A 20,835-nucleotide genomic window follows, 5' to 3' on the forward strand; every position below is an offset into this window, starting at 1 on the left:
TAAAGGTTGTTATATCAGCGTTACTGAGTATCCTTGAAGCATCAAACGTTCTTAGTCCGGAGGCAATTGGTTGTGATTTAATATTTTCAATTTTTGATAATAAATTTATATAAAGCTTTAACCTCGGTCGTTTTAAAACTAACAAACTTTTTTATGAAATGCTTAATCTTAACTCTAGTGATCAAATCTTTACAATGCACTAAATGTAATTTATATTGACATAGAAATGGCCTGATGATAAAGTTAAAACCGCTCACAAGTCAAAGATTAAGCACTCATTTTACAGTTTGACGTGTGTTCAAATGTGGACATTGAAATCACATACACATCTTAAAAGATGGGTTAAATTTTAGGAGTAAAAAATGAGAGATTTGATTTCTGATCGAAAGTTAATCAATACGGCATTGTGGATTTTCTTGGTCGGCAGTGTGTTATTTGGCAACATCCCGTTGTTTGTGATTACTTATTTAACGGTAGCAGTGTTCATGATTTTACGAACAACACAAAGTCAACTAACTAGAAAAGTCAAACGACCCATGATTTTGACTTATGTTGTGCTAGCTATTTTTCAAATTATTTTTGTGTCAGTGTCATTTGCAAACCAAGACGCCAATATTTTTGCGAAGCTGTTAAGTAGAATCATTGCAGCAGCCAGTGTTTTGCTACCATTGGCCGTGGAAAGCAATATTATTATTCGTAAAAGAGCCGATTTTTATTTGCCTTCTGTTAAAGAACTGGCAACCATCAGTTTTGAACAGCTGCGAAACAATAAAACGGCTATTACGGACTCGCTTCAGGGCTTGGGCAAAATTAAAAGTACGCTCTCGAGTGATAATTTGAAAGAAACTTTTGAAGATTTACATCGCCATAGTTCCACAAAATATATTAACAATGGTTCGTTGACTGATGAATATTTTCAGTTAGCAAACCAAACCTTGGATGACCCTTTCATCTACTTGGTCATTTCTAACACGGGTAGTAGTGCCAGTGAGATTATTTCGCTGTTTACGCAAAAACAATATAATCACGCATCGCTTAGTTTTGATGCCGATTTGAAAACGATTGTTAGTTATAATGGTGGTGAAAAGGTTTATCCACCGGGTTTGAATGCCGAAATGGTTGAAGCCTTTCATAAAAAGGATGATGCTTCAGTTTTGGTATATCAACTAGCGACAACTAGGGCACAAAAAAAGATCATTATTGATAAGATCAAAGAAATCAACGAAACGGGCAGTGCATATAACTTATTAGGTTTGGTGACCAAGCATTCGTTGCGACCGAACATCATGTTTTGTTCGCAATTTGTGTATTCAATGTTGAAATTGGCTCATGTGGACTACTTTGATAAGCCAGCGGGAGATGTCCGACCGACAGATTTTATTGAATTGGACTACTATAAGAAACTCGAATTCTGTTATGAAATTAAATTTTAAACATAAATTATAAGACGATCTATTTCATTTTTTTGAATGAAATGGGTCGTTTTAGTTTAATCTGAAACGGTTTGAACTGAAATTATAATTAGCAAGAAAAAAGATGTAAAGAAAACTCAAAATAGGATTACAATACATTAGTTCAATTTAAAAATGAGATTGAGAAAAATTTGCATTTCTCAACCTCATTTTAATTTTAATTTACCCTAAATTTCAAAGTATTTATATAAATCATCAATCGTCAATCGTTGTTTTTCATCACCAGTGACATCAATTTTGATCTGTCCCTTGTCTAAAACGATCAAGCGATTGCCATATTTTAAGGCATCTTCCAAATGGTGGGTAATCATTAAACAAGTTAATTTATCTTCTTTAATGCGTTCATCAGTGGCCTGCAATAATTCTTGGCTAGTCTTGGGATCCAAGGCCGCTGTATGTTCGTCTAACAACAGGATATCAGGTCGTTTGATTGTGGCCATTAAGAAACTTAAAGCTTGTCGTTGACCGCCAGAAAGCTCACCAGCAGGCGTATTTAAACGATGATTCAGGTCATTTTCCATGGTGCTAGTGATGGCTTTAAAATGCGGCATTTGGTGTTTGAGGCCTCGGAAAACCAAACCACGATGAGCACCACGTTTTTCTGCCAGCAATAAGTTTTCGGAAACGGTCATTCGTGGAGCGGTGCCTAACTTTGGATCTTGGAAAACACGACTGAGAAAACGGGTGCGTTTTTCTTCGGAAAGATGGGTGATCTCTTTATCATTCACAAGAATTTGGCCTTCATCAACCGCTAAGTTTCCACCGATCGTATTGAACAGGGTAGATTTACCAGCTCCGTTTGAACCTAGCACAGTAATAAAGTCACCTGGATAAACTTTTAAATTAATGCCACGAAGAATCTTTTGTTCATCAGGAGTATGTCGATTGACATAGGTGGTGACGTTTTTAAGTTCTAAAATTGGATTAGTCATGATCGCGCACCTTCTTATCTGGGAGTGGCGTTTTAACGCCGTTTTTAATAAATCTGTCTAAGTGAAGTGCCTTTCGGAAGGTCGGCAACATCAGGCATAGTGCCAAAACGATGGAAGAAATCAAATTCAAATCGTTGGTGCTGAAACCGAGTTGTAAAACAATCAACAAGACAAAGCGGTATAAAATACTACCACAAGTTACGGCAACTAAACGTTGATTCATGGATAGATTGCCAAACACGACCTCGCCGATAATGATGGAAGCAAGGCCAATTACGATGATGCCGATTCCCATATTAACATCAGCATAACCGTCGCTTTGTGCAACCAGCGCACCGGAAAGGGCAATCAATCCGTTAGATACCATCAAACCCATGATTTTCATGCTGTCGATGTGAATGCCTAGTGATTTGGCCATGGTTTCGTTATCGCCGGTAGCAATGAATGCTTGACCTAAGTTAGTCTGAAGAAACATCGCTAAAATAATAGTCACAATGATGACAATCAATAATCCAAGCGACACACTATCAAAGTATTTAGGCAGCGACTCCAGAAGGTGATTGGTAAACAAGCTCTGTTTGCCTAACAGTGAAATGTTGGAAGTTCCCATAATGCGCAAGTTGATGGAATAACAAGCCGTCATAACTAAAATTCCAGCTAATAAAATGGGGATACGGCCCTTTGTATAAAGTAATCCAGTGACCAAACCAGCAACCATTCCGATGATAATAGCCAGCAATGTGGCTAGAATGGGAGAGACTCCATGACTGATAGCGGCGACACAAACGGCCGCTCCCATTGGAAAGGTGCCTTCAACTGTCATATCAGGGAAATCAAGAATTCGGAAAGTCAAAAATAATCCGATTCCTAAGATGCCCCAGAGAAATCCTTGTCCTATTGCAGAAGTAATTAAACTCATTTGAACAACTCCCCTTTCGTTTTAGCCGTTTTAATTAGTGATTCAGGAATGTGAATGCCTAATTTGTTTGCTTGTTTCAAATTAATGGTAAGTTCACCATGTTTGACGTATTCTACTGGTGTTTCGCTAACTTTTTTACCTTTGAGTAAGCGACCAGCCATCTTACCAGTCATGACCCCAAGTTTATACTGGTTCACACTGTACGTTGCCACGCCGCCTTGTTTAACCATCGAATCAACAGCAGGAAAGACGGGAATGTTAGCATTGTTGGCATTTTTAACTAGTGTTTGCATCGCACCAGCAATGGTATTATCAGTTGGCACATACACAGCATCAACATTTTGCAACATGGTTTGTGAAACTTGATTTAGGTCGTTTGAATTTGAAATTGAGTAAGCTTTTAAAGTCACATGTTCTTGTTGGCAAAGCTTTTTAAACAGTTTGTACTGAGTTACGGCCGAGTTATCACTAGAAGTGTAAATAATTCCCAGTGTTTTGAGTTTGGGCATGAGTTTCAAAAGTAAATCTAACTGCTCTTTTAACGGTGCTTGATCGGAAACGCCGGTAATGTTGGCTTCGGGATGGTTTTCATTTTTAACTAAATCAGCACCCTTTGGATCAGTAACGGCACCTAAAACAATCGGAGTATTCTTGGTGACATCGGCCAATGCCTGTGAAGAAGGGGTGGTAATACCAATCATCAGGTCGGCATTTTCGTTGGCAAATTTTTCACTCATTGTCTTCAAGTTGCTTTGATTACCTTGAGCATTTTGATAGTCAATTTTGACCGTTTTACCTTTGGTGTAGCCTTCAGATTTCAAGCCGGCGATAACACCTTTTTGAATTTGTTCCAGTGCAGGTTGGCTCATTAACTGAAGGATTCCCACTGTTGGAACCTTTGCTTTGGTAGTTTTAGTACTGTTGCCTTTGAAAAAAGCAAAACCAAGAAAAATAAAAATTGCCGCGATAAACGTGATTAAGCGTTTCATATGATTCACTCTCCTATTTACAATAAAATGTTGCAGCTGGAATTGAAAAATTTTGAAAGAAAAAAGAACAATCCCATTGCAGGATTGTTCTTAATAAACCGAAACAAAACCCACATGAATATTATAAATCCATGCGGGCCTTTTTCTACGTCAAAGTTAGCCGGCACAGATACGATCTGTATGCATCCAGGTCGTATCTTGCCAAAAGACAAACACAACCTAATTACCGGCTTTGCCAACGATTATTTAGTTGTGTATTTGTCTTTGTCATGTGCGTAACCAACTTTCTTTATTAATTGTCTCTGAGTATAGATAAGTTTTTGATGAGTGTCAAGAAGAAAATATAATTTCATTGACAGAAAAAATATCAGATTGAATAAAACTTCGGCAGTTTTAATTTTGCTTCTCATAAGAACGTGTTATAATAAATCTGTGAGAAATGGTATCAACTTAATAACACCAAAGGCCTTAACTACCGGTTATAGTTAAGGCCTTTTTTACACTTATTTAATTCGTTTTAAATTGGACTTCGGTCAGAATTTAAAACTAAGCGGGCGGGTTGACGTTGCCTGAACGTCCTACTTTCGGTTCTGCCTGTTCAACCACCAAGCAAACAGCGTATTAAGTAACGCTGCCAAAAGCGACGTGAAAAATGGAACCAACAATAACACCTCCAACCTATCGCAGAATTTACTGCGTGAGATCAGCAGGCAACTGTTTTATTATACTTGACCTGTTCCACTAAAATAAAGAACTTGTTTTATTTTTAAGTTGATAGCTTTAAACCTTAATATTGGTGATCAAGTAATTTTAAAAATACGAGAATAGACGAACCCTTGCAATCATGCTATAATTTAGAAAAATTATAAAAGTGAGGGATCTGCCATTGAGAAATTAAGCTAATTCTGTTGAATCTGTAAGTGTACCTGTCATAGGGCGTACTGTGCAGTTTTTCAGGATCAGCTAATCTTTCTCGATGAGCAGGTCTTTTTGTATGCTCATTTTTAGCTGCCTGAAAAAAGCTAGAAAAATGAGGTATAAAAAATGTCTAAAATTGAAATTAAAAATCTAACGTTTGGTTATGATACACAAGGACCTTTATTATTTGATCATGTCAATTTAAATCTGGATAGTAACTGGAAATTAGGGCTGATCGGACGTAATGGCCGTGGCAAAACAACTTTTCTAAATCTTCTGCAAAACAAATTGAGCTATCGAGGCAAAATTAATGCTAATTTAAAGTTTGATTATTTCCCGCAAAAAATCCACAAGAAACAGCAATTGACGTTTTTCGTTTTAAACGATCTAGGTGTCACCGAGCAGTGGAAAGTGGAACGAGAGCTGAATCTATTGGGGACTGATCCCGATATTTTGTGGCGTGAATTCACCACGTTATCTGGTGGCGAACAAACCAAGGTTCTTTTAGCTAGTCTGTTTACACAGACAGTGAATTTTCCGTTGATTGATGAACCCACGAATCATTTGGATATCAATGGTCGTAAGCAAGTGGCTAATTATTTGAAGCAGAAGAAACAGGGATTTATTGTCATTAGCCATGACCGCAAGTTTGTGGATGATGTGGCAGATCACATTTTATCGATTGAAAAATCTAATATCTTGATGTATCAGGGAAATTTTGCCACCTATGAAGAACAGAAAAAATTGAGTGATACGCATGAAGAGATGGAGAATGCCAAACTGAAAAAGAGCATCAGCCGCTTGAAACAAACCGCTGCCGAAAAGGCGGAATGGTCGCGATCTAAAGAGGGCGAGAAGTTTGGCAATCCGCATGTTAAAGGCAGTGGTGCTATTGGAGACAAGGGAGGCATTGGTGCGCGTGCGGCAAGAACCATGAAACGGGCGTTGACGTTGCAGAAACACATGCAACGCGACATTGATGAGAAAGAAAAGCTTCTGAAAAATATTGAGTATGTGGATCCTTTGTCAATGAATTTTCAGCCTGGGCATCATGAACGGCTATTGACGGTTAACAAACTAACGTTGAGTTATCCGGATGCTAAGCGACCATTGTTTGATCCGATTTCGTTTGAAATTAAGCAGGGTAAACGTGTGGGAATAGTGGGCCCTAATGGTGCTGGTAAATCCACACTGATTCATGCTATTTTAGGAGATTTTGCGGGTGAAATTACTGGTGAGGTGATTCAACCAAAAAATCTGAAAGTAAGTTATGTTCGTCAAGCTTATGAAGATAATCGCGGAACTTTACAAGATTTTGCAGAAACACAACATTTAGATTATCAAGAATTTTTGAATAACTTGCACAAATTAGGATTGGAGCGCAACGTGTTTACCACGCGAGTTGAGCATATGAGTATGGGACAACGCAAGAAGGTTGAACTAGCCAAGTCTTTGTCGATTCCAGCAGAACTTTATTTATGGGATGAACCCCTGAATTACCTGGATATTTTTAATCAGGAGCAGTTGGAAACTCTGATTAAGTCTGTAGCTCCTTCTATGTTGATTGTGGAACATGACCAAGCCTTTATTGAGCACGTGACCAATGATGTGGTGGAATTGAAAAAATAAAATAAAAAGTAACAAAAAAATGGAGGAAACTAAACAATACAACCCCCATATCAATGAGAGTAAAAGTAGGTTTCTAAAAATTTCAAGCGTAAAGAAAGATCAATGTTAGTGATATATTTCATTTAACATTGATTTTTTTATAGATATTTTTGTAATCGTTTTAAAGCGACGTATTATGTCACATGTGTATGGCAAACTATAAATGATTTCAAAATTATATAGAAATATGGAGGAGTTTATAGTGAGAAAAAAACTGAGAGTCAAAAAATTGATGGTTACTGTTATGGCAGGAATATCGATGCTTGGTGTGGGAGTAGTTGCTGGTAATCTATCATCTTATGAGGTGAATCAGCCAGTGATTGCACATGCTGATAGTTACCCAACCATACATGCTAAAGTACTTGTGGGAAATAAGATGCGTGATATTACTTTTGGTAGTTGGGGTGCTAGTCCAGTACCAAATAGTAAAGGAGTTGTTACACGTAATAGTAATTTGAAAGGGTTTGTAAATTCTCCTAATATATCAGGATATAAACCTAATGTTGGTTGGGTAAATTTTTACTATACTACATCAACCAAGACAACTAAATTGTTAAATAAGTTGTACTACACAAAAATAAAAGGCGTTGCAGTTACTTATAAGACACAAAAATTAACCAAGCAAGTTAAATTAGCACCAGGTCATGACTTTTATAATCATATTCCTGGCAGCAAATATACGGCAAAACGTCTGCATTATGGGAGAACATATGCAGGTAAGACTATTACCATTGACGAGCAAGGTATAAAAAAGGGAATGAAAACACCGTATTACCGTTGCTATTATAAAGGCAAGGAAATTGGATGGATTTATTATTCTGCCGTAGTTAATTCTGTTAAATACACTAAGATTAAGAAAACAGCTACAGTTATCTCTAACCCTAAAAATGATTTTTATAACCATGTAACCTCTAGTATTTATGCCACAAAGCGCTTGCATTATGGCAAGACATACAAAAATAAAAAAGTAACTATTAATGATAAGGCTGTTCGAGTAGGAACTAAAACACCATATTATCGTTGCTACATCAATGGCAAAGAGATTGGTTGGATTTATGGCGGTGCCTTGAAGAACATCAAATAAATTATTAGATAAATAAAATCGATTCAAAACCACTGATTAAGTTAGTGGTTTTTTTGCTTTTTTAGTACTCTATAACGAGACTTTATAAACTTTAAAAACGCACAATAAAGATGCGAATATGTTAAAATAAACTACACGAGTATACTTTATATTTTACAAGTATATACAAATTTAAAGGAGATTCTAAAAATGGTTCACTTAATTTATACGGGCGTATTAACGATAATTGGTTTACTTTGTATTTTTATTCCACTGTGGCTATTGATGAGGGCTAACAAGTCAATCTCAATGAAAATTCTGCCCACAAAAGATGACACGAAAGTTTTTTACACATATGTTTGGTTTTATGAAACTGGTAAATTAGAGGTTTTAAATGGGGATGCTTATCAAGTTGGCAAACAGATTCAGGCCACCAATGCAGGTAAATATGTGATTAAAAAGGTTAATAAAGAAGTTTTGTTTATGGGAATGCAACGAAAATATGAATTTGTTTTGGGATAAAAAATAACCGTATTTATTTGGTGTCAACAGGCAAGGCTGTTGACATTTTTTTTTAGGACACAAAAAATGGCAGTTCGCAATTAAGCGGATTGCCATTTTTCGTTATTTTGATTTGTCTTCTTTAAGCTTCCAAGCTTTGTAAAGATCATAGCTGAACAGAATAAAGATTGCAATTGTGCTTACGGTGGTAATTGTAAGTCCAAACGAGACGAAATCAATGATTGAGAGTAGCAGCATAAATATTGCGCCAATAAGGCTAAAAATGATTTTTCTGTTCATAGTTATTCACGACCTAAGCATTTTGTTCTTCAGCTTGTACCTTAGCAACACGTTCACTAATCTTCATAAATGGAAGATAGAGAACAACACCAAGTGCAATAATAACAAGCTGTACAATAGGTGCACGCCAATCACCGGCAGTTGCTAGGTATGGCCCAATTAGTGGTGGCGTTGTCCAGGGTACTAACACAACGGTTCGTCGTACTAAGCCAATGAGTGTTGCATAATAACCAATGATACTACCAATGGTTGGAAATAAGACAAATGGAATCATCATAGGTAAGTTGAAAACAATTGGATATCCAAAAATCATTGGTTCATTAATGTTAAATAGTCCAGGAGCTAGTGATAAGTTAGCCACTTGACGTGAAGATTTCACTTTACTGAAAATTAAAATAGCAATAATCAAAGAAATTGTACTTCCTGAACCACCAATCAATGTGTAACTACTTACAAATGAAGTAGTGATGATATTTGGAATATGTGCAAATGAATGTGAACTTGCATATGCAGTCATGTTAGCATTCATATTGATCAAAACTAGGGGATCCATCAAAGTACCAGAAATAACTGTTTGATGAATACCTAATGTGAATAGGAAGTTAGCAACTGTATAAATGACACAGAATCCAACAATGTTGGTATTGAAACCACGCAATGGTTCTTGAACCCAAGTCTTGATTAAGTTAATCAAATCTGCGTTGAAAAAGCCTGCAAGTAAAGCAGCAATTAAAGCAAATAAAGACATCAAGATTAAGGCTGGTAGTAAAACACTAAATGATGAAGAAACAGCAGGTGGTACATTGTCGCCTAAATGAATTTGTAAACTCTTGTAACTGGATAGTTTAATGAAAATACCAGTTGCGAGTAGACCAACAATAATACCTCCGAACATACCTTGTGTACCAGTATTTAGGTAGCTAAGCCCACCAGTAACAGTTGACATTTTAGCACCGGCAGATGCGACAGTTCCTAATGATACAGTCTGAGGCATCATGATCATTAAACAAGCTAATGACATGGCAGATGCAGCAATTGGGTTAGCAAAACCTTTATTTTTAGCTAATGCATACCCGATCATTGGGGCTACCAATAAACCGGCAACCTGTAAAGTACCATTGTTAATGGCATTACCAAAAACTTGTACTTTGGCTAAAGTTTCACCATGGAATATCCATGTAAAGACTGTGTTGTTAAGTAATACTCCGAGTCCAGCAATGATGAAAACAGGTAAAATAACTGCGAATGCATCACGTAAAGACCGAAGATAAACCCAGTTACCAACTTTAACGGATATTTCAGTGAATTTTGCAATAAAACCCGAGTTTTCAAGCTTTTCACTTGAACTTTGGTTCTTATCTTCACTCATAAGTCTTCCTCCTTTTATTTAAAACAAGTTATCCTAAGTCGTTACCATTTGAAGCAATGACTTTTTTAAACCAACCATAACTTTTCTTTGGAATTCGTTTCATATCACGCAAATCATGATTACCACGATTGACATAAACCATTCCATAACGTTTTTCCATGTTTCCTGATGAACTTGGAATATCAATTAATCCCCAGCCGAGATAGCCGATAACTGGTACACCATCTTCAAACATTGCATCCTTCATGGCTTGGATGTGGGCACGGTGGTAATTGATCCGATAGTCATCTTGAATTTCATGACCATCATAAGTTTCACGAACGCCGATTCCGTTTTCAATTGGAAACATTGGAACACCATAACTGTTATATGTTTTTGTGAGAATATCACGGAAACCAAGTGGATCAATTGACCAGCCCCATTCAGAAACTTTTAAGAATGGATTTTCTTTTCCGCCGGCATTCAGATAGTAATTTGGGAGGGTACCATCTGGAACAACGGAACTACTAATAGTGACACTTTGATAATAGCTGAAAGCAATAAAATCGCTGGATAACTGATTGAAAACTTGTTGATCTGCATCCGTGAGATCTAAATTAATGTCATGATTCTTTACATAAGTTAGAACCTCGTTTGAATAATGACCATTTACAAAAACATCTAATAGATTACGGTTTAAAAACTCATCGATTTGACGAGCGTATTGCACATCTTTTGGTAATGATGAAGCAGGATAAACTTCACTGTAGGCCAACATGCCACCAATTAAATCGTCAGTTTGCTTATGTAAGTAGTTGGCAATTTCAGCATGAGCTAACATGACATGGTGAGAAATTTGATATAGTTCGTTATTAGTCCGATCACCCTTTAAGTAACCGGCAATGCGAAATGCTTCCGAAGTAGAATAGAGATTCTGTTCGTTAAATGTAATCCAATATTTAACTCGATCTCCAAAGCAATCAATCATTTTTTTACCATATTTAACAAATGCTTCAACAACATGACGATCTAAAAAGCCGTTATACTTCTCGGCTAAATGAAGTGGCATGTCAAAATGGTATAAACAAATCATAGGTTGGATATGCCGTTCCAACAATTCATTAATGAGGTTGTCGTAGAATTTGATTCCTTCTTCATTGAACTCGCCGTCACCATTCGGATTAACCCGACTCCAAGAAATCTGAAACCGATAGCAATTCATTCCTTGATTAGCCATAAGGTCTAAATCTTCTGGATAATTGTGATAATCATCAATTGCAACTTTCCAATCTGATGAATTTTCTGTTGCGGGAAATGTATCGTAGACGGATTTTCCTTTTCCGCCTTCGTTATAGCCTCCTTCCGTTTGCATACTTGATACGGAATTTCCCCAAAGAAAGTTCTTGGGCATCTCTTTTGTCATAAATCAATCTCCGCCTTTCTTGAATCCGTTTACATTATATATCCATATAATTATCTATGTAAAGTCTTTTATTTAAAAAGTATATACATTTGTTTAAAAACTTTCAGCTAAAGCACGTGATAATGGTATTCAGGAGTATTAAATTTTGTTTTAAAAGGGTAAAATATAGTTAGTAAAGATATCGGGGGAAAAAAGTGTATAAATATCAAGAAATATCAGAAAAAATTCGAAAGAAAATTGTGAATGGTAATTACGAAGCTGGTGGATTATTACCTGATCAAAACAAGCTAGCAGAGGATTTTAATACGACACGGATTACAATTCGAAAGGCAATTCAGGCTTTGATTATTGAGGGAATTGTTTATACAAAACGGGGTGCCGGTACTTTTGTGCGTAAAGATTATATACAAAATCTTGATGATATTGGCAATGCAATTGATAAACCATTAGGAACGACACTTACCCATCCAAACAAAAAAGTGGTAAGTAAAATTCTATTATTAGATGCACGATTGCCTAGTCAAGAAGAACAAGACAATTTGATGATTTCAGCGACTGAACCAGTCTATGTAATTGAACGTGTTCGTTACATTGATGATCAGGTGTACAGTTATGAGCACACAATTATGCCCACAGCTATTGCTAAAATCACCAAGGAAGTTTTATTGGGTTCCATTTATAGTTTTTTAACAAAAAAATGTGGGTTAACAATTTCAGGATCGCACCGAATTGTTAAGGCAAATAAGGCCACGGAAAAAGACGTTGAGGCAATGGGTGTTAAACATGATGATCCGGTATTAGTTATTAAGCAGGTAAGCTATCTCGAAGATGGAGAACCATTTGAATTTTCGGAATCACATTTTCCATATCAGAAAAGTCAAGTTACTGCAGATATCGATTTAAATAATTAGAATAAAAAGCAGATCAGTTTTCAACCGATCTGCTTTTTATTATGGAATGCAAGTTTAAATTGTGTATAAAAAGTCTTGTTTTTTAATTTCCTGATTGATTTGCCGCATGAAAATAAAAACTTAAATGTGGATAAACGTAGATTGTCTGTGAAAAATTAAACAGCACATCATTTTTATAATAATTAGATTGCTGCAATGTCATACAGGCTGTCCGTGGTTCTAAGCCTAACAAATTGGCTGCTTCACTGGTTAGTTGATCTTGAGACAAATATTGATCACTATTATTAATGCGAATTCCATATTTTTGCTTAACATAATCAAAAATTGAGTGGTTGATACTTTTTAAACTTAGTGAAGGAACTTCACTTTTTACATAATAAGCATATTCCAAACTATATAATTGCTTTTCCACGTAACGAAGGCGAATGACACGTAATAAAGCCGCACCATCACGTGTGCCAAACTGTTCTGCTAATGCTTCATCAGCATGAATTTCATCAAAGGTTACAATTTTTGAAGTCATTTCTTTATGATAACGTGTGCGACTCAATCCCATAGTTAGGTTGACGACCGTCTTTTCAGCTTGACTGATGTCGTTGACGAAGTAGCCACTTCCTTGTACCCGACGTACCAAGCCTTTCTGAGCGACAATATCAATGGCCTTCCTAATCGTATTGCGACTTACGTTGTATCGGTCCATTAATTGATGCTCAGTGGGAAGCTTTTGTTTGAACAGCTTGTTTTCTATTGAGTGAATCAGATCATCTGCAATGTCATGATACATAATGCTACCTCCTATCTCCACTAGGGAATAATTTTAACTACCTGAATGATTTGTACCTACCATTCAGTACTTAATTGTAATGTAAACGGTTTAATAGTCAACCACTTTAGTGCAAAAAGAACATATTATTCAATAATAGAACATGTTTTTAAAGGATTCTTATGTAATTGAATTGTGGACAAATTGAATGAATAAAGAACAAATTATATTCATTATTGAAATGGTAAAATTACTGATTGCCGTCATATAAGGGATTTACAAGTTTTTGGAAATTTTTTTGAACAACAGGCTTGTAAAATTTGTACCTACGAGTTACAATGCAATTGTAATGAAAGCGGTTTAAAAACAAACCGCCGAGTAACAAAAAAATAAGATAAATTATTAGGAGTGAGCATTATGGCAGAAAAAACAATTATGTTAGTTTGTGCAGCAGGTATGTCAACAAGTCTTTTGGTATCTAAGATGCAAAAGGCCGCAGCAGCAGAGGGTGTCGATGCAGAGATTTTTGCAACAGCAGCTTCAGATGCAAATAACAAGTTGGAAGAAAAACATCCAGACATCTTAATGCTCGGACCACAAGTTCGTTATATGGAAAACAACTTCAAGAGTAAGTTAGACATTCCAGTTGAAGTTATCAACATGCAAGATTATGGCATGATGAATGGCGAAAAGGTATTGGCAGAAGCATTTAAGACATTGGGTGTGAAATAAGAGTACTAAAAAGGTGCTTAAATTCTGAGTATAGTCTAAGGTAACGAATAATTCACGGAAGTTTGTGAATCGTTTGTGACCTGTAGCTAAACAAAAGAATTTGCTTAACACATTTCAACCCCCAAATCATAAACACACTAAAAGCGGAAACAGAAACTGCTTCCGCTTTTACATAATCTTAAAGAATGATTCATAAGGAGAGAAAACGAACAAATGGCTGAAGAAGAACAAGAACAAAACTTAGAAGCAATCATGGGCTTAATTATGAATGGTGGAAACGCAAAAAGTTCCTCATTTGAAGCAATTCATGCAGCAAAAACAGGTGATTTTGAGACAGCAGAGGCAAAGCTGAAAGAAGCAGATCACTTCTTGACAGAAGCTCACAATTCTCAAACTGGGATGTTAACAGATGAAGCAAACGGCAAACATGCAAAAGTAACGTTGTTAACCGTTCATTCACAAGATCATATTATGAATGCCATCACATTCCGTGATTTGGCTGGTGAAATTGTCGACCTTTACAAACGTCTTGATGGCGTTAAAGTAGAAGACTAATGAATCAGAAAAAGCGGCCACGAGGTTATCTGGCTGCTTTTTTTAAATAAAAAATGAGGTGCAAGATATGAGTGAACAAAAAATGAAGATGCCTGATGGCTTTTTATGGGGCGGCGCAGTTGCTGCTCATCAATTAGAAGGTGGCTGGCAAGAAGGCGGTAAAGGTGTCAGTATCGCTGATGTAATGACTGCAGGCGATAAAGATCATCCTCGTCGTGTGACAGATGGGGTTAAACCTGGTGAGATTTATCCAAACCATTGGGGAATCGATTTTTATCATCGTTATCCTGAAGACATTAAGTTATTTGCTGAAATGGGCTTCAAGTGTTTCCGAACATCAATTGCTTGGACACGTATTTTTCCAAATGGTGATGAAACAGAACCTAATGAAGAAGGACTTCAATTCTATGATGACTTGTTTGATGAATTGTTGAAGTACAATATTGAACCCGTCATTACGTTGTCACATTTTGAAATGCCTTATCATTTGGTTAAGGAATATGGTGGCTGGTCAAACCGTAAGTTAATCGATTTCTTTACTAATTATGCGGAAGCTGTCTTCAAACGTTATAAGAATAAAGTTAAGTATTGGATGACATTTAACGAAATTAATAATCAGACTACTTGGGATGATCCACATCCAATGTTACAAAACTCTGGTTTGCAGTTAGGCAAAGATGATAACTGGGAAGAGTCAATGTATCAGGCTGCTCATTATGAAATGGTAGCTAGTGCACGTGCAGTTAAATTAGGTCATAAGATTAATCCTGATTTCAAGATTGGCGATATGATCGCAATGTGTCCAATTTATCCATTGACGGCTGATCCTAAAGATATCATGATGGCTGAACGCGCAATGCAGACCCGTTACTACTATGGTGATGTGCAGGCTAATGGTTTTTATCCAAACTGGGTACCAAAGTATTGGGCTCGTAAAGGATTCAAGATTGACCGCACGGAACAGGATGCTAAGGATTTGCGTGAAGGTACTGCGGACTATGTTGGCTTTAGCTACTATATGTCATTTGTGACGAAGTATAAGGCTGATAATCCCGATTATGTTTATACAGAATCTAAGGATCAAGTTGATAATCCATATACTGAAAAATCGGATTGGGGTTGGCAGATTGACCCAGTTGGTTTGCGGTATGCGATGAACTGGATGCAGGATCGTTGGCATAAACCAATGTTTATTGTGGAAAATGGCTTTGGTGCTTATGATAAGAAAGAGGCTGACGGTAGTGTGCATGATGACTATCGGATCAGTTATTTCCATGACCATGTGAAAGAGATGGAAAAAGCGGTGGTCGAAGATGGTGTGGACTTGATGGGCTATACGCCATGGGGTTGCATTGATTTGATTTCTGCAAGTACAGGTGAAATGAAGAAACGGTATGGCTTTATCTATGTGGACCAGGATGATGAGGGAAATGGCTCATTGAAACGATCGAAGAAGGATTCGTTTGACTGGTTTAAGAAGGTAATTAAGACGAATGGTGAGGATATCACAGAATAGAGTGCTCAAAGAAGCGCTTACCGTTCGAGCATTGCCTAGATAGTCGAATGATTCGGTTTGGGAATCGTTTGACTATCGTAGCAAAGCGGAGGACGGTGCTTCTTTTAGCACGTTTCGGCGATAAGGCATGAAAGAGACATTGCCTAGATAGTCAAATGATTCGGGTTTAGGAATCGTTTGACTATCGTAGCAAAGCGGAGAAGGGTGCTTGTTTTAGCACGTTTCGGTGATAAAGGATGAAAGAGACATTGCCTAGATAGTCGAATGATTCGGTTTGGAAATCGTTTGACTATCGTAGCAAGGCGGAGAAGGGTGCTTGTTTTAGCACGTTTCGGCAAGATCTTTCATGTATTTTCTGAAGCGTCACCAGAGCAGTCAATTAATCACTTAAAGTTCAAAGAAAAAAATGATTTTACAGCGCACATAAAAAACAGTATTTGCTACATCTTTGTGGTAAACTGTTTTTTTGATTTGTAACATGTTCCGATAATCAGCAAATTGTGATATTGTAAACAGGTAAACCAAACTAAAATAAGTTTGGTAAGACTATTTAGAAGAAGGTGCGTAAGATGTTTCCGTACGAACGAGTAAAACTATTAAATCAACTAGAACTAAGCATCTATAAATATATTATTGCGCATCCTGTTGAAGTTGAAGGAATGACAATTCGACAGCTAGCTAAGAAAAGTCATGTTTCACCAACAACGATTTTAAGATTTCTTCGAAAAATGGATTTCGATGGTTATTCAGAATTTAAGTATGCGCTCAAACGCCAGCAAAAAATGGAAGTAGAACGTCCTGAAAAGCAAACAAATGTACCGATGAGTCAATTCTTTGATCAGGTTAACGATGATCAATTTTTGGGGAAAATTAAACAAGCCGCACAATTTATTATTGATGCTGACACGAGTTTAATCTTTGGATTAGGTACCAGTGGCAGTTTGGCACAGTATGGGGCGCGTTTGTTAGCCAACTATGGCATCTATACGCTGAGTATCATTGATCCGTTCCAACCCAAGCCATTAGAACGACGTAACTTTTCCGACACATTGTTAATCTTACTGTCCGTTTCGGGAGAAACACCGCAAGTTTTGCAACAAGCAAAGTTTTATCAAGAAAATGGCGCTAAAACGATGGCAATTACAGCTAATCGTTATTCCACATTGGCTCAGTTGGTTGATTTTAATATTTCGTATAATGTTCCAGAAGTGCGGATGGCAGACTTAAATTTGACTTCCCAGATTCCGGTTGTTTTTCTTTTGGAACAAATTGGTATTAAGGCTCATAAAGATTTATTAAACGTTGCACAAGTTCAAAAAGATTCAATTTTTTAAAATTTTAAAATTCTTATTAATTGGACTATACCAAACAACACTTACCTTTAGTAAAGACCGGCAATAAAAGATTTCAACCGTATACCAATTAATACTATGAAACATGTTTCGCTTTGAAACATGTTTTTTTTAATAAAAATTTAAAGTTTTTGGCCTAAATAGGTAGGCACAAATCTAAAAATGTGCTATATTGTAAATGATGAAACCGCATACAAGCAGTTTCAAATAAACTTTATCACTTGCAAAGTTATAATTATTATTTGACAGATTTTGCTATTTATATTTCGTTACAAGTGATAAATTGGGAGGGTTTTATATGAGTGAGAAGAAATCTAGCTTTGTGCAAGATAAGCTTATTCCCTTAGCTGGGAAAATGGCTGCTTCTCGTCATTTGGTTGCTCTTCGTGATGGATTTGCACTAGTAATGCCACTAATCATTATTGGTTCAGTCTTCATGATCGTCAGTCAGTTCCCGATTCCGGCATACATCAATTGGATGAGTTCGGTATTCGGTGCTAACTGGGCAACAGTTGTTGGTTGGGCGACTAATGCAACATTCAATATTATTGGGATGGTTGCATGTATTGGTATTTCATATCAATTAGCTAAGTCGTATGACGGTGTCGACGCACTGTCAGCAAGTATTATTTCTTTAGGTGCCTTTTTACTAACAATTCCTTTGACAACAGACAAGGCCGGTAACACATACGTGCCTTTGACAATGTTGGGTTCAATGGGATTGTTCGAAGCCCTATTGATTGGATTATTCATTACTGATTTCTATGTATGGATGATTCATAAGAATTGGCAGTTCCATATGCCAGATACTGTTCCACCCGCAGTTGGGAACGCATTTTCTGCATTGATTCCTGGCTTCGTAATTATTTCAGTTGTTTGGTTGTTCCGGATTGCAATTGGATTCACTGCATTCAAGACTATTCCAAATATCATCACAGTTATCTTAGCTAAACCTTTGACTGCTGTTGGTGGTACCATCTGGGGTGCTCTAGTTGCTGAATTCTTTGTTTCATTCCTTTGGTTATTTGGTATTCATGGTGCCAACGTTGTTGGTGGTATCATGGCACCAATTTGGTTAGGCCAAATGGGACAAAACGCTGCTGCTGTTAAAGCAAACAAACCTATTCCAAACGTTGTTAGTCAACAATTCGTTGATAACTTCGTCCATGCTGGTGGTTCTGGTGAAACTATTTCCTTAGCTTTGATGATGTTATTCTTTGCAAAGTCCGCTAACTTGAAGGCCATTGGTCGTTTAGCTGGTGCACCTGCAATCTTCAATATCAACGAACCTATCATGTTTGGTTTACCAATTGTTTTGAACCCTGTTATGGCAATTCCATTTATCGTTGTACCTTTGGTAACTGTTATTGTTACTTATGTATCAATGAAGACAGGAATTGTTGCACGGACAATGGGTATCGCTGTTCCTTGGACAACGCCGCCAATTATCTCAGGTTGGTTGGCAACAGGTCACCTTTCTGGTGCTGTACTTCAGTTAGTTAACTTTGTAATCGGTGGTGCCATCTGGTATCCATTCTTCAAGATTGCTGACCGTCAAGCATTGAAACAAGAAAAAGAAATTGCTGACAAAGAAGCTGCAGAAGCTGCTACAAAGAACTAAACATTAGTTTGTTGAACCAATAAAATCTGTCGAATATTTTTCGGCAGATTTTTTAGTAAAGAGCAGAATGTTTTGTTTGTAGCTAAAATTATAATTTTAGCTACATTGCTTTAGTAAACTGCGTATAATTGAGATTAAGTGAGAAATTGATTATTTAAAAGAGGAGCGAGGACCATGAGTAAACGTAAAAAGAATCAGCCAAGTCCTGCTGTTGCAAGAGCTGCGCAGGCTAATGTTGATAGAATTAGAGAGAAAACTAAGACTCAACAGACTACAATTGATGAATTACCTAAGTGGGCTCAGGATATGGCTTATAAAAGATTTGGTTTAAGCGAAGTGATTTCTTTTATTCCTCTAATTATTGCCGTTTTGACAACACCTTTATTAGGAAATCGTGTGCCAATGGGCGGAGGACTTGTGGTTAACAAAAATGCACTATTCATTATACCTTTCGTCAGTTTATTAATTTCTGGTGGAAGCTATGTCAGCATCAAGATTCGGCGCAAGTCGGAGCAGGTAACTGAAATTGATCATTTTGCCTGGAATGAAATATTCGGCTTTTTGGCTAATGTTTTGGTGGTGATTGTTTGTTCAGCGGTACTTATCTATTCATTGATTAGAGCATTTACGGCTTAAAAATATTTAAGATCAGTTCGACTTGCTGTTTAGGTAGGTAATAAAAATAGGCAACCCAAACTGAGACTAAGATTTTTTGCAATAAAATTTTCATGAAAAACGAGGGGGTATTATCTTGGCACGATTAGGAATTTCTTTATATCCGGAACATTCAACATTTGAGAAAGACAAAGCATATTTGGACTTAGCTCATAAGTATGGCTATACGCGTGTTTTCACGTCACTATTACAAATTAATGGTGATCAAGACGCAGTTGTCGCAAACTTTAAGAAAATTGTTCAGTATGCCAATTCACTTGATTTTAAAGTGATGGTTGATATGAATCCATCTTTGTTCAAACAACTAGGTGTGACTTATGATGACTTATCATTCTTTGATGATCTAGGCGCTTGGGGGTTACGTTTAGATGAAGGCTTCACAGGAATGGAAGAATCCCGAATGACACGTAATCCTTATGGAATCAAGATTGAAGTAAATATGAGTAACGGTACTCGTTACTTGGAAAATATTTTGAGCTTTGCACCTGACAAACAAAACTTGTTGGGATGTCATAACTTCTATCCTCAAGAATATACCGGTTTAGGCGAAGAATTCTTCACTAAGTGCTCTAAACTTTTCCGTAAGCATAATATCAACACAGCAGCATTTGTCAGCTCAAAAGCAGCCGGCTTTGGTCCTTGGCCCGTTCAAGATGGTTTGCCAACTATCGAAGACGATCGTCATTTACCAATTGCAACACAAGTACAGCATTTGTTGTTGACGGGTTTGATTGATGATGTGTTGATTGGTAATGCATATGCTTCAGAAGAAGAGCTTAAGGCGGCTTCTGAGACGTTCTTTGGTCGTTATCCGGTATTGCATGCTGATTTTGTGGACGACCTGACAGCAAACGAAAAATTGGTTGCTTTGGGCAAGCCACATTTGTATCGAGGGGATGCTTCGGATTATCTCTTGCGGGACACAATGCCACGGGTTTGGTATAAGGATAAAGAGATTCCTGCACACCATGAAAAAGAAGACTTTAAACGTGGTGATATCATTGTAGTTAACGATAGTTATAGTCGTTACAAGGGTGAGTTACAAATTGCGTTGAAGGCTTTCCCAAATGATGGTCGGCGCAATGTTGTGGGTCATTTGACCGATGATGATTTATTCCTTTTGAATTACATTAAACCATGGAGTACATTTGAATTGAAATAAGGTTTTGAAGACAGA

The 20,835-nt window shown here is 37.0% G+C and carries 18 protein-coding genes; 12 read left to right on the forward strand and 6 right to left on the reverse strand.

Annotated elements, in window-relative coordinates; translation table 11 throughout:
• Nucleotides 1–362 precede the first annotated feature (362 nt).
• Nucleotides 363–1,433, forward strand: coding sequence for a hypothetical protein (locus tag IV87_RS02870; protein WP_057805405.1), 1,071 nt, complete (start codon nt 363–365; stop codon nt 1,431–1,433).
• A gap of 206 nt (nt 1,434–1,639) precedes the next feature.
• Here the strand turns inward: IV87_RS02870 and IV87_RS02875 are convergent, their stop codons facing one another.
• From IV87_RS02875 to trpX, 3 genes are read right to left on the reverse strand one after another with little or no spacing between them, the layout of a single operon-like run.
• A complete protein-coding gene (locus IV87_RS02875; RefSeq protein WP_057805406.1) occupies nt 1,640–2,404 on the reverse strand; it encodes an ABC transporter ATP-binding protein in 765 nt (254 codons plus the stop codon).
• Nucleotides 2,397–3,323 (reverse strand): ABC transporter permease, encoded by a 927-nt coding sequence (locus tag IV87_RS02880; RefSeq protein ID WP_057805407.1) that lies wholly within the window; start codon nt 3,321–3,323, stop codon nt 2,397–2,399. The genes IV87_RS02875 and IV87_RS02880 overlap by 8 nt, the downstream gene beginning before the upstream one ends.
• Nucleotides 3,320–4,312 carry a tryptophan ABC transporter substrate-binding protein gene (trpX, locus tag IV87_RS02885; protein WP_057805408.1) on the reverse strand — a complete coding sequence of 331 codons (993 nt, stop codon included), beginning with the start codon at nt 4,310–4,312 and terminating at the stop codon, nt 3,320–3,322. The genes IV87_RS02880 and trpX overlap by 4 nt, the downstream gene beginning before the upstream one ends.
• A 1,044-nt stretch (nt 4,313–5,356) precedes the next feature.
• Between trpX and abc-f the strand changes: the two genes are divergently transcribed.
• From abc-f to IV87_RS02900, 3 genes are all read left to right on the forward strand, one after another.
• Nucleotides 5,357–6,859, forward strand: a complete 1,503-nt coding sequence (abc-f, locus tag IV87_RS02890) for a ribosomal protection-like ABC-F family protein (protein ID WP_057805409.1) — start codon at nt 5,357–5,359, stop codon at nt 6,857–6,859.
• Nucleotides 6,860–7,100: 241 nt separating this feature from the next.
• Nucleotides 7,101–7,982, forward strand: a complete 882-nt coding sequence (locus IV87_RS02895; protein ID WP_057805410.1) for a GW dipeptide domain-containing protein — start codon at nt 7,101–7,103, stop codon at nt 7,980–7,982.
• A gap of 189 nt (nt 7,983–8,171) precedes the next feature.
• Nucleotides 8,172–8,483: a hypothetical protein gene (locus tag IV87_RS02900; RefSeq protein WP_057805411.1), complete on the forward strand. Its 312-nt coding sequence runs from the start codon at nt 8,172–8,174 to the stop codon at nt 8,481–8,483.
• Between the two features lie 292 nt (nt 8,484–8,775).
• Here IV87_RS02900 and IV87_RS02905 read toward each other — a convergent pair whose 3' ends face one another.
• On the reverse strand, nt 8,776–10,131 hold the full coding sequence (locus IV87_RS02905) for a PTS sugar transporter subunit IIC (RefSeq protein ID WP_057805412.1): 1,356 nt from the start codon (nt 10,129–10,131) through the stop codon (nt 8,776–8,778).
• Between the two features lie 28 nt (nt 10,132–10,159).
• Complete coding sequence (locus IV87_RS02910) at nt 10,160–11,533, reverse strand: glycoside hydrolase family 1 protein (RefSeq protein ID WP_057805413.1); 1,374 nt, start codon at nt 11,531–11,533, stop codon at nt 10,160–10,162.
• 194 nt (nt 11,534–11,727) lie between these two features.
• Here IV87_RS02910 and IV87_RS02915 point away from each other — a divergent pair, with 194 nt between their 5' ends.
• Nucleotides 11,728–12,444: a GntR family transcriptional regulator gene (locus tag IV87_RS02915; protein WP_057805414.1), complete on the forward strand. Its 717-nt coding sequence runs from the start codon at nt 11,728–11,730 to the stop codon at nt 12,442–12,444.
• An 82-nt stretch (nt 12,445–12,526) separates the two neighbouring features.
• On the opposite strand, the gene IV87_RS02920 is transcribed toward IV87_RS02915, so the two are convergent.
• Entirely contained in the window at nt 12,527–13,228 is a 702-nt protein-coding gene (locus tag IV87_RS02920; protein ID WP_057805415.1) for a GntR family transcriptional regulator, read from the reverse strand.
• A gap of 396 nt (nt 13,229–13,624) precedes the next feature.
• Between IV87_RS02920 and IV87_RS02925 the strand changes: the two genes are divergently transcribed.
• The 7 genes from IV87_RS02925 (at nt 13,625) to IV87_RS02955 (ending at nt 20,820) form a co-directional block, all read left to right on the forward strand.
• Nucleotides 13,625–13,939, forward strand: coding sequence for a PTS sugar transporter subunit IIB (locus IV87_RS02925; RefSeq protein ID WP_057783362.1), 315 nt, complete (start codon nt 13,625–13,627; stop codon nt 13,937–13,939).
• A gap of 213 nt (nt 13,940–14,152) precedes the next feature.
• Complete coding sequence (locus tag IV87_RS02930; protein ID WP_057805416.1) at nt 14,153–14,494, forward strand: PTS lactose/cellobiose transporter subunit IIA; 342 nt, start codon at nt 14,153–14,155, stop codon at nt 14,492–14,494.
• Nucleotides 14,495–14,561: 67 nt separating this feature from the next.
• A complete protein-coding gene (locus tag IV87_RS02935) occupies nt 14,562–16,010 on the forward strand; it encodes a 6-phospho-beta-glucosidase (RefSeq protein WP_057805417.1) in 1,449 nt (482 codons plus the stop codon).
• Nucleotides 16,011–16,579: 569 nt separating this feature from the next.
• Nucleotides 16,580–17,344 carry a MurR/RpiR family transcriptional regulator gene (locus IV87_RS02940; protein WP_057805418.1) on the forward strand — a complete coding sequence of 255 codons (765 nt, stop codon included), beginning with the start codon at nt 16,580–16,582 and terminating at the stop codon, nt 17,342–17,344.
• A gap of 316 nt (nt 17,345–17,660) precedes the next feature.
• Complete coding sequence (gene celB / locus IV87_RS02945) at nt 17,661–18,983, forward strand: PTS cellobiose transporter subunit IIC (protein ID WP_057805419.1); 1,323 nt, start codon at nt 17,661–17,663, stop codon at nt 18,981–18,983.
• A 174-nt stretch (nt 18,984–19,157) separates the two neighbouring features.
• Complete coding sequence (locus IV87_RS02950) at nt 19,158–19,619, forward strand: hypothetical protein (protein WP_057805420.1); 462 nt, start codon at nt 19,158–19,160, stop codon at nt 19,617–19,619.
• Nucleotides 19,620–19,734: 115 nt separating this feature from the next.
• The gene (locus IV87_RS02955) at nt 19,735–20,820 is read left to right on the forward strand and encodes a DUF871 domain-containing protein (RefSeq protein WP_057805421.1); all 1,086 of its coding nucleotides are present in this window, start codon (nt 19,735–19,737) and stop codon (nt 20,818–20,820) included.
• Nucleotides 20,821–20,835 lie beyond the last annotated feature (15 nt).

This window comes from Pediococcus ethanolidurans (assembly GCF_001437405.1).
Classification (GTDB): Bacteria; Bacillota; Bacilli; order Lactobacillales; family Lactobacillaceae; genus Pediococcus; species Pediococcus ethanolidurans.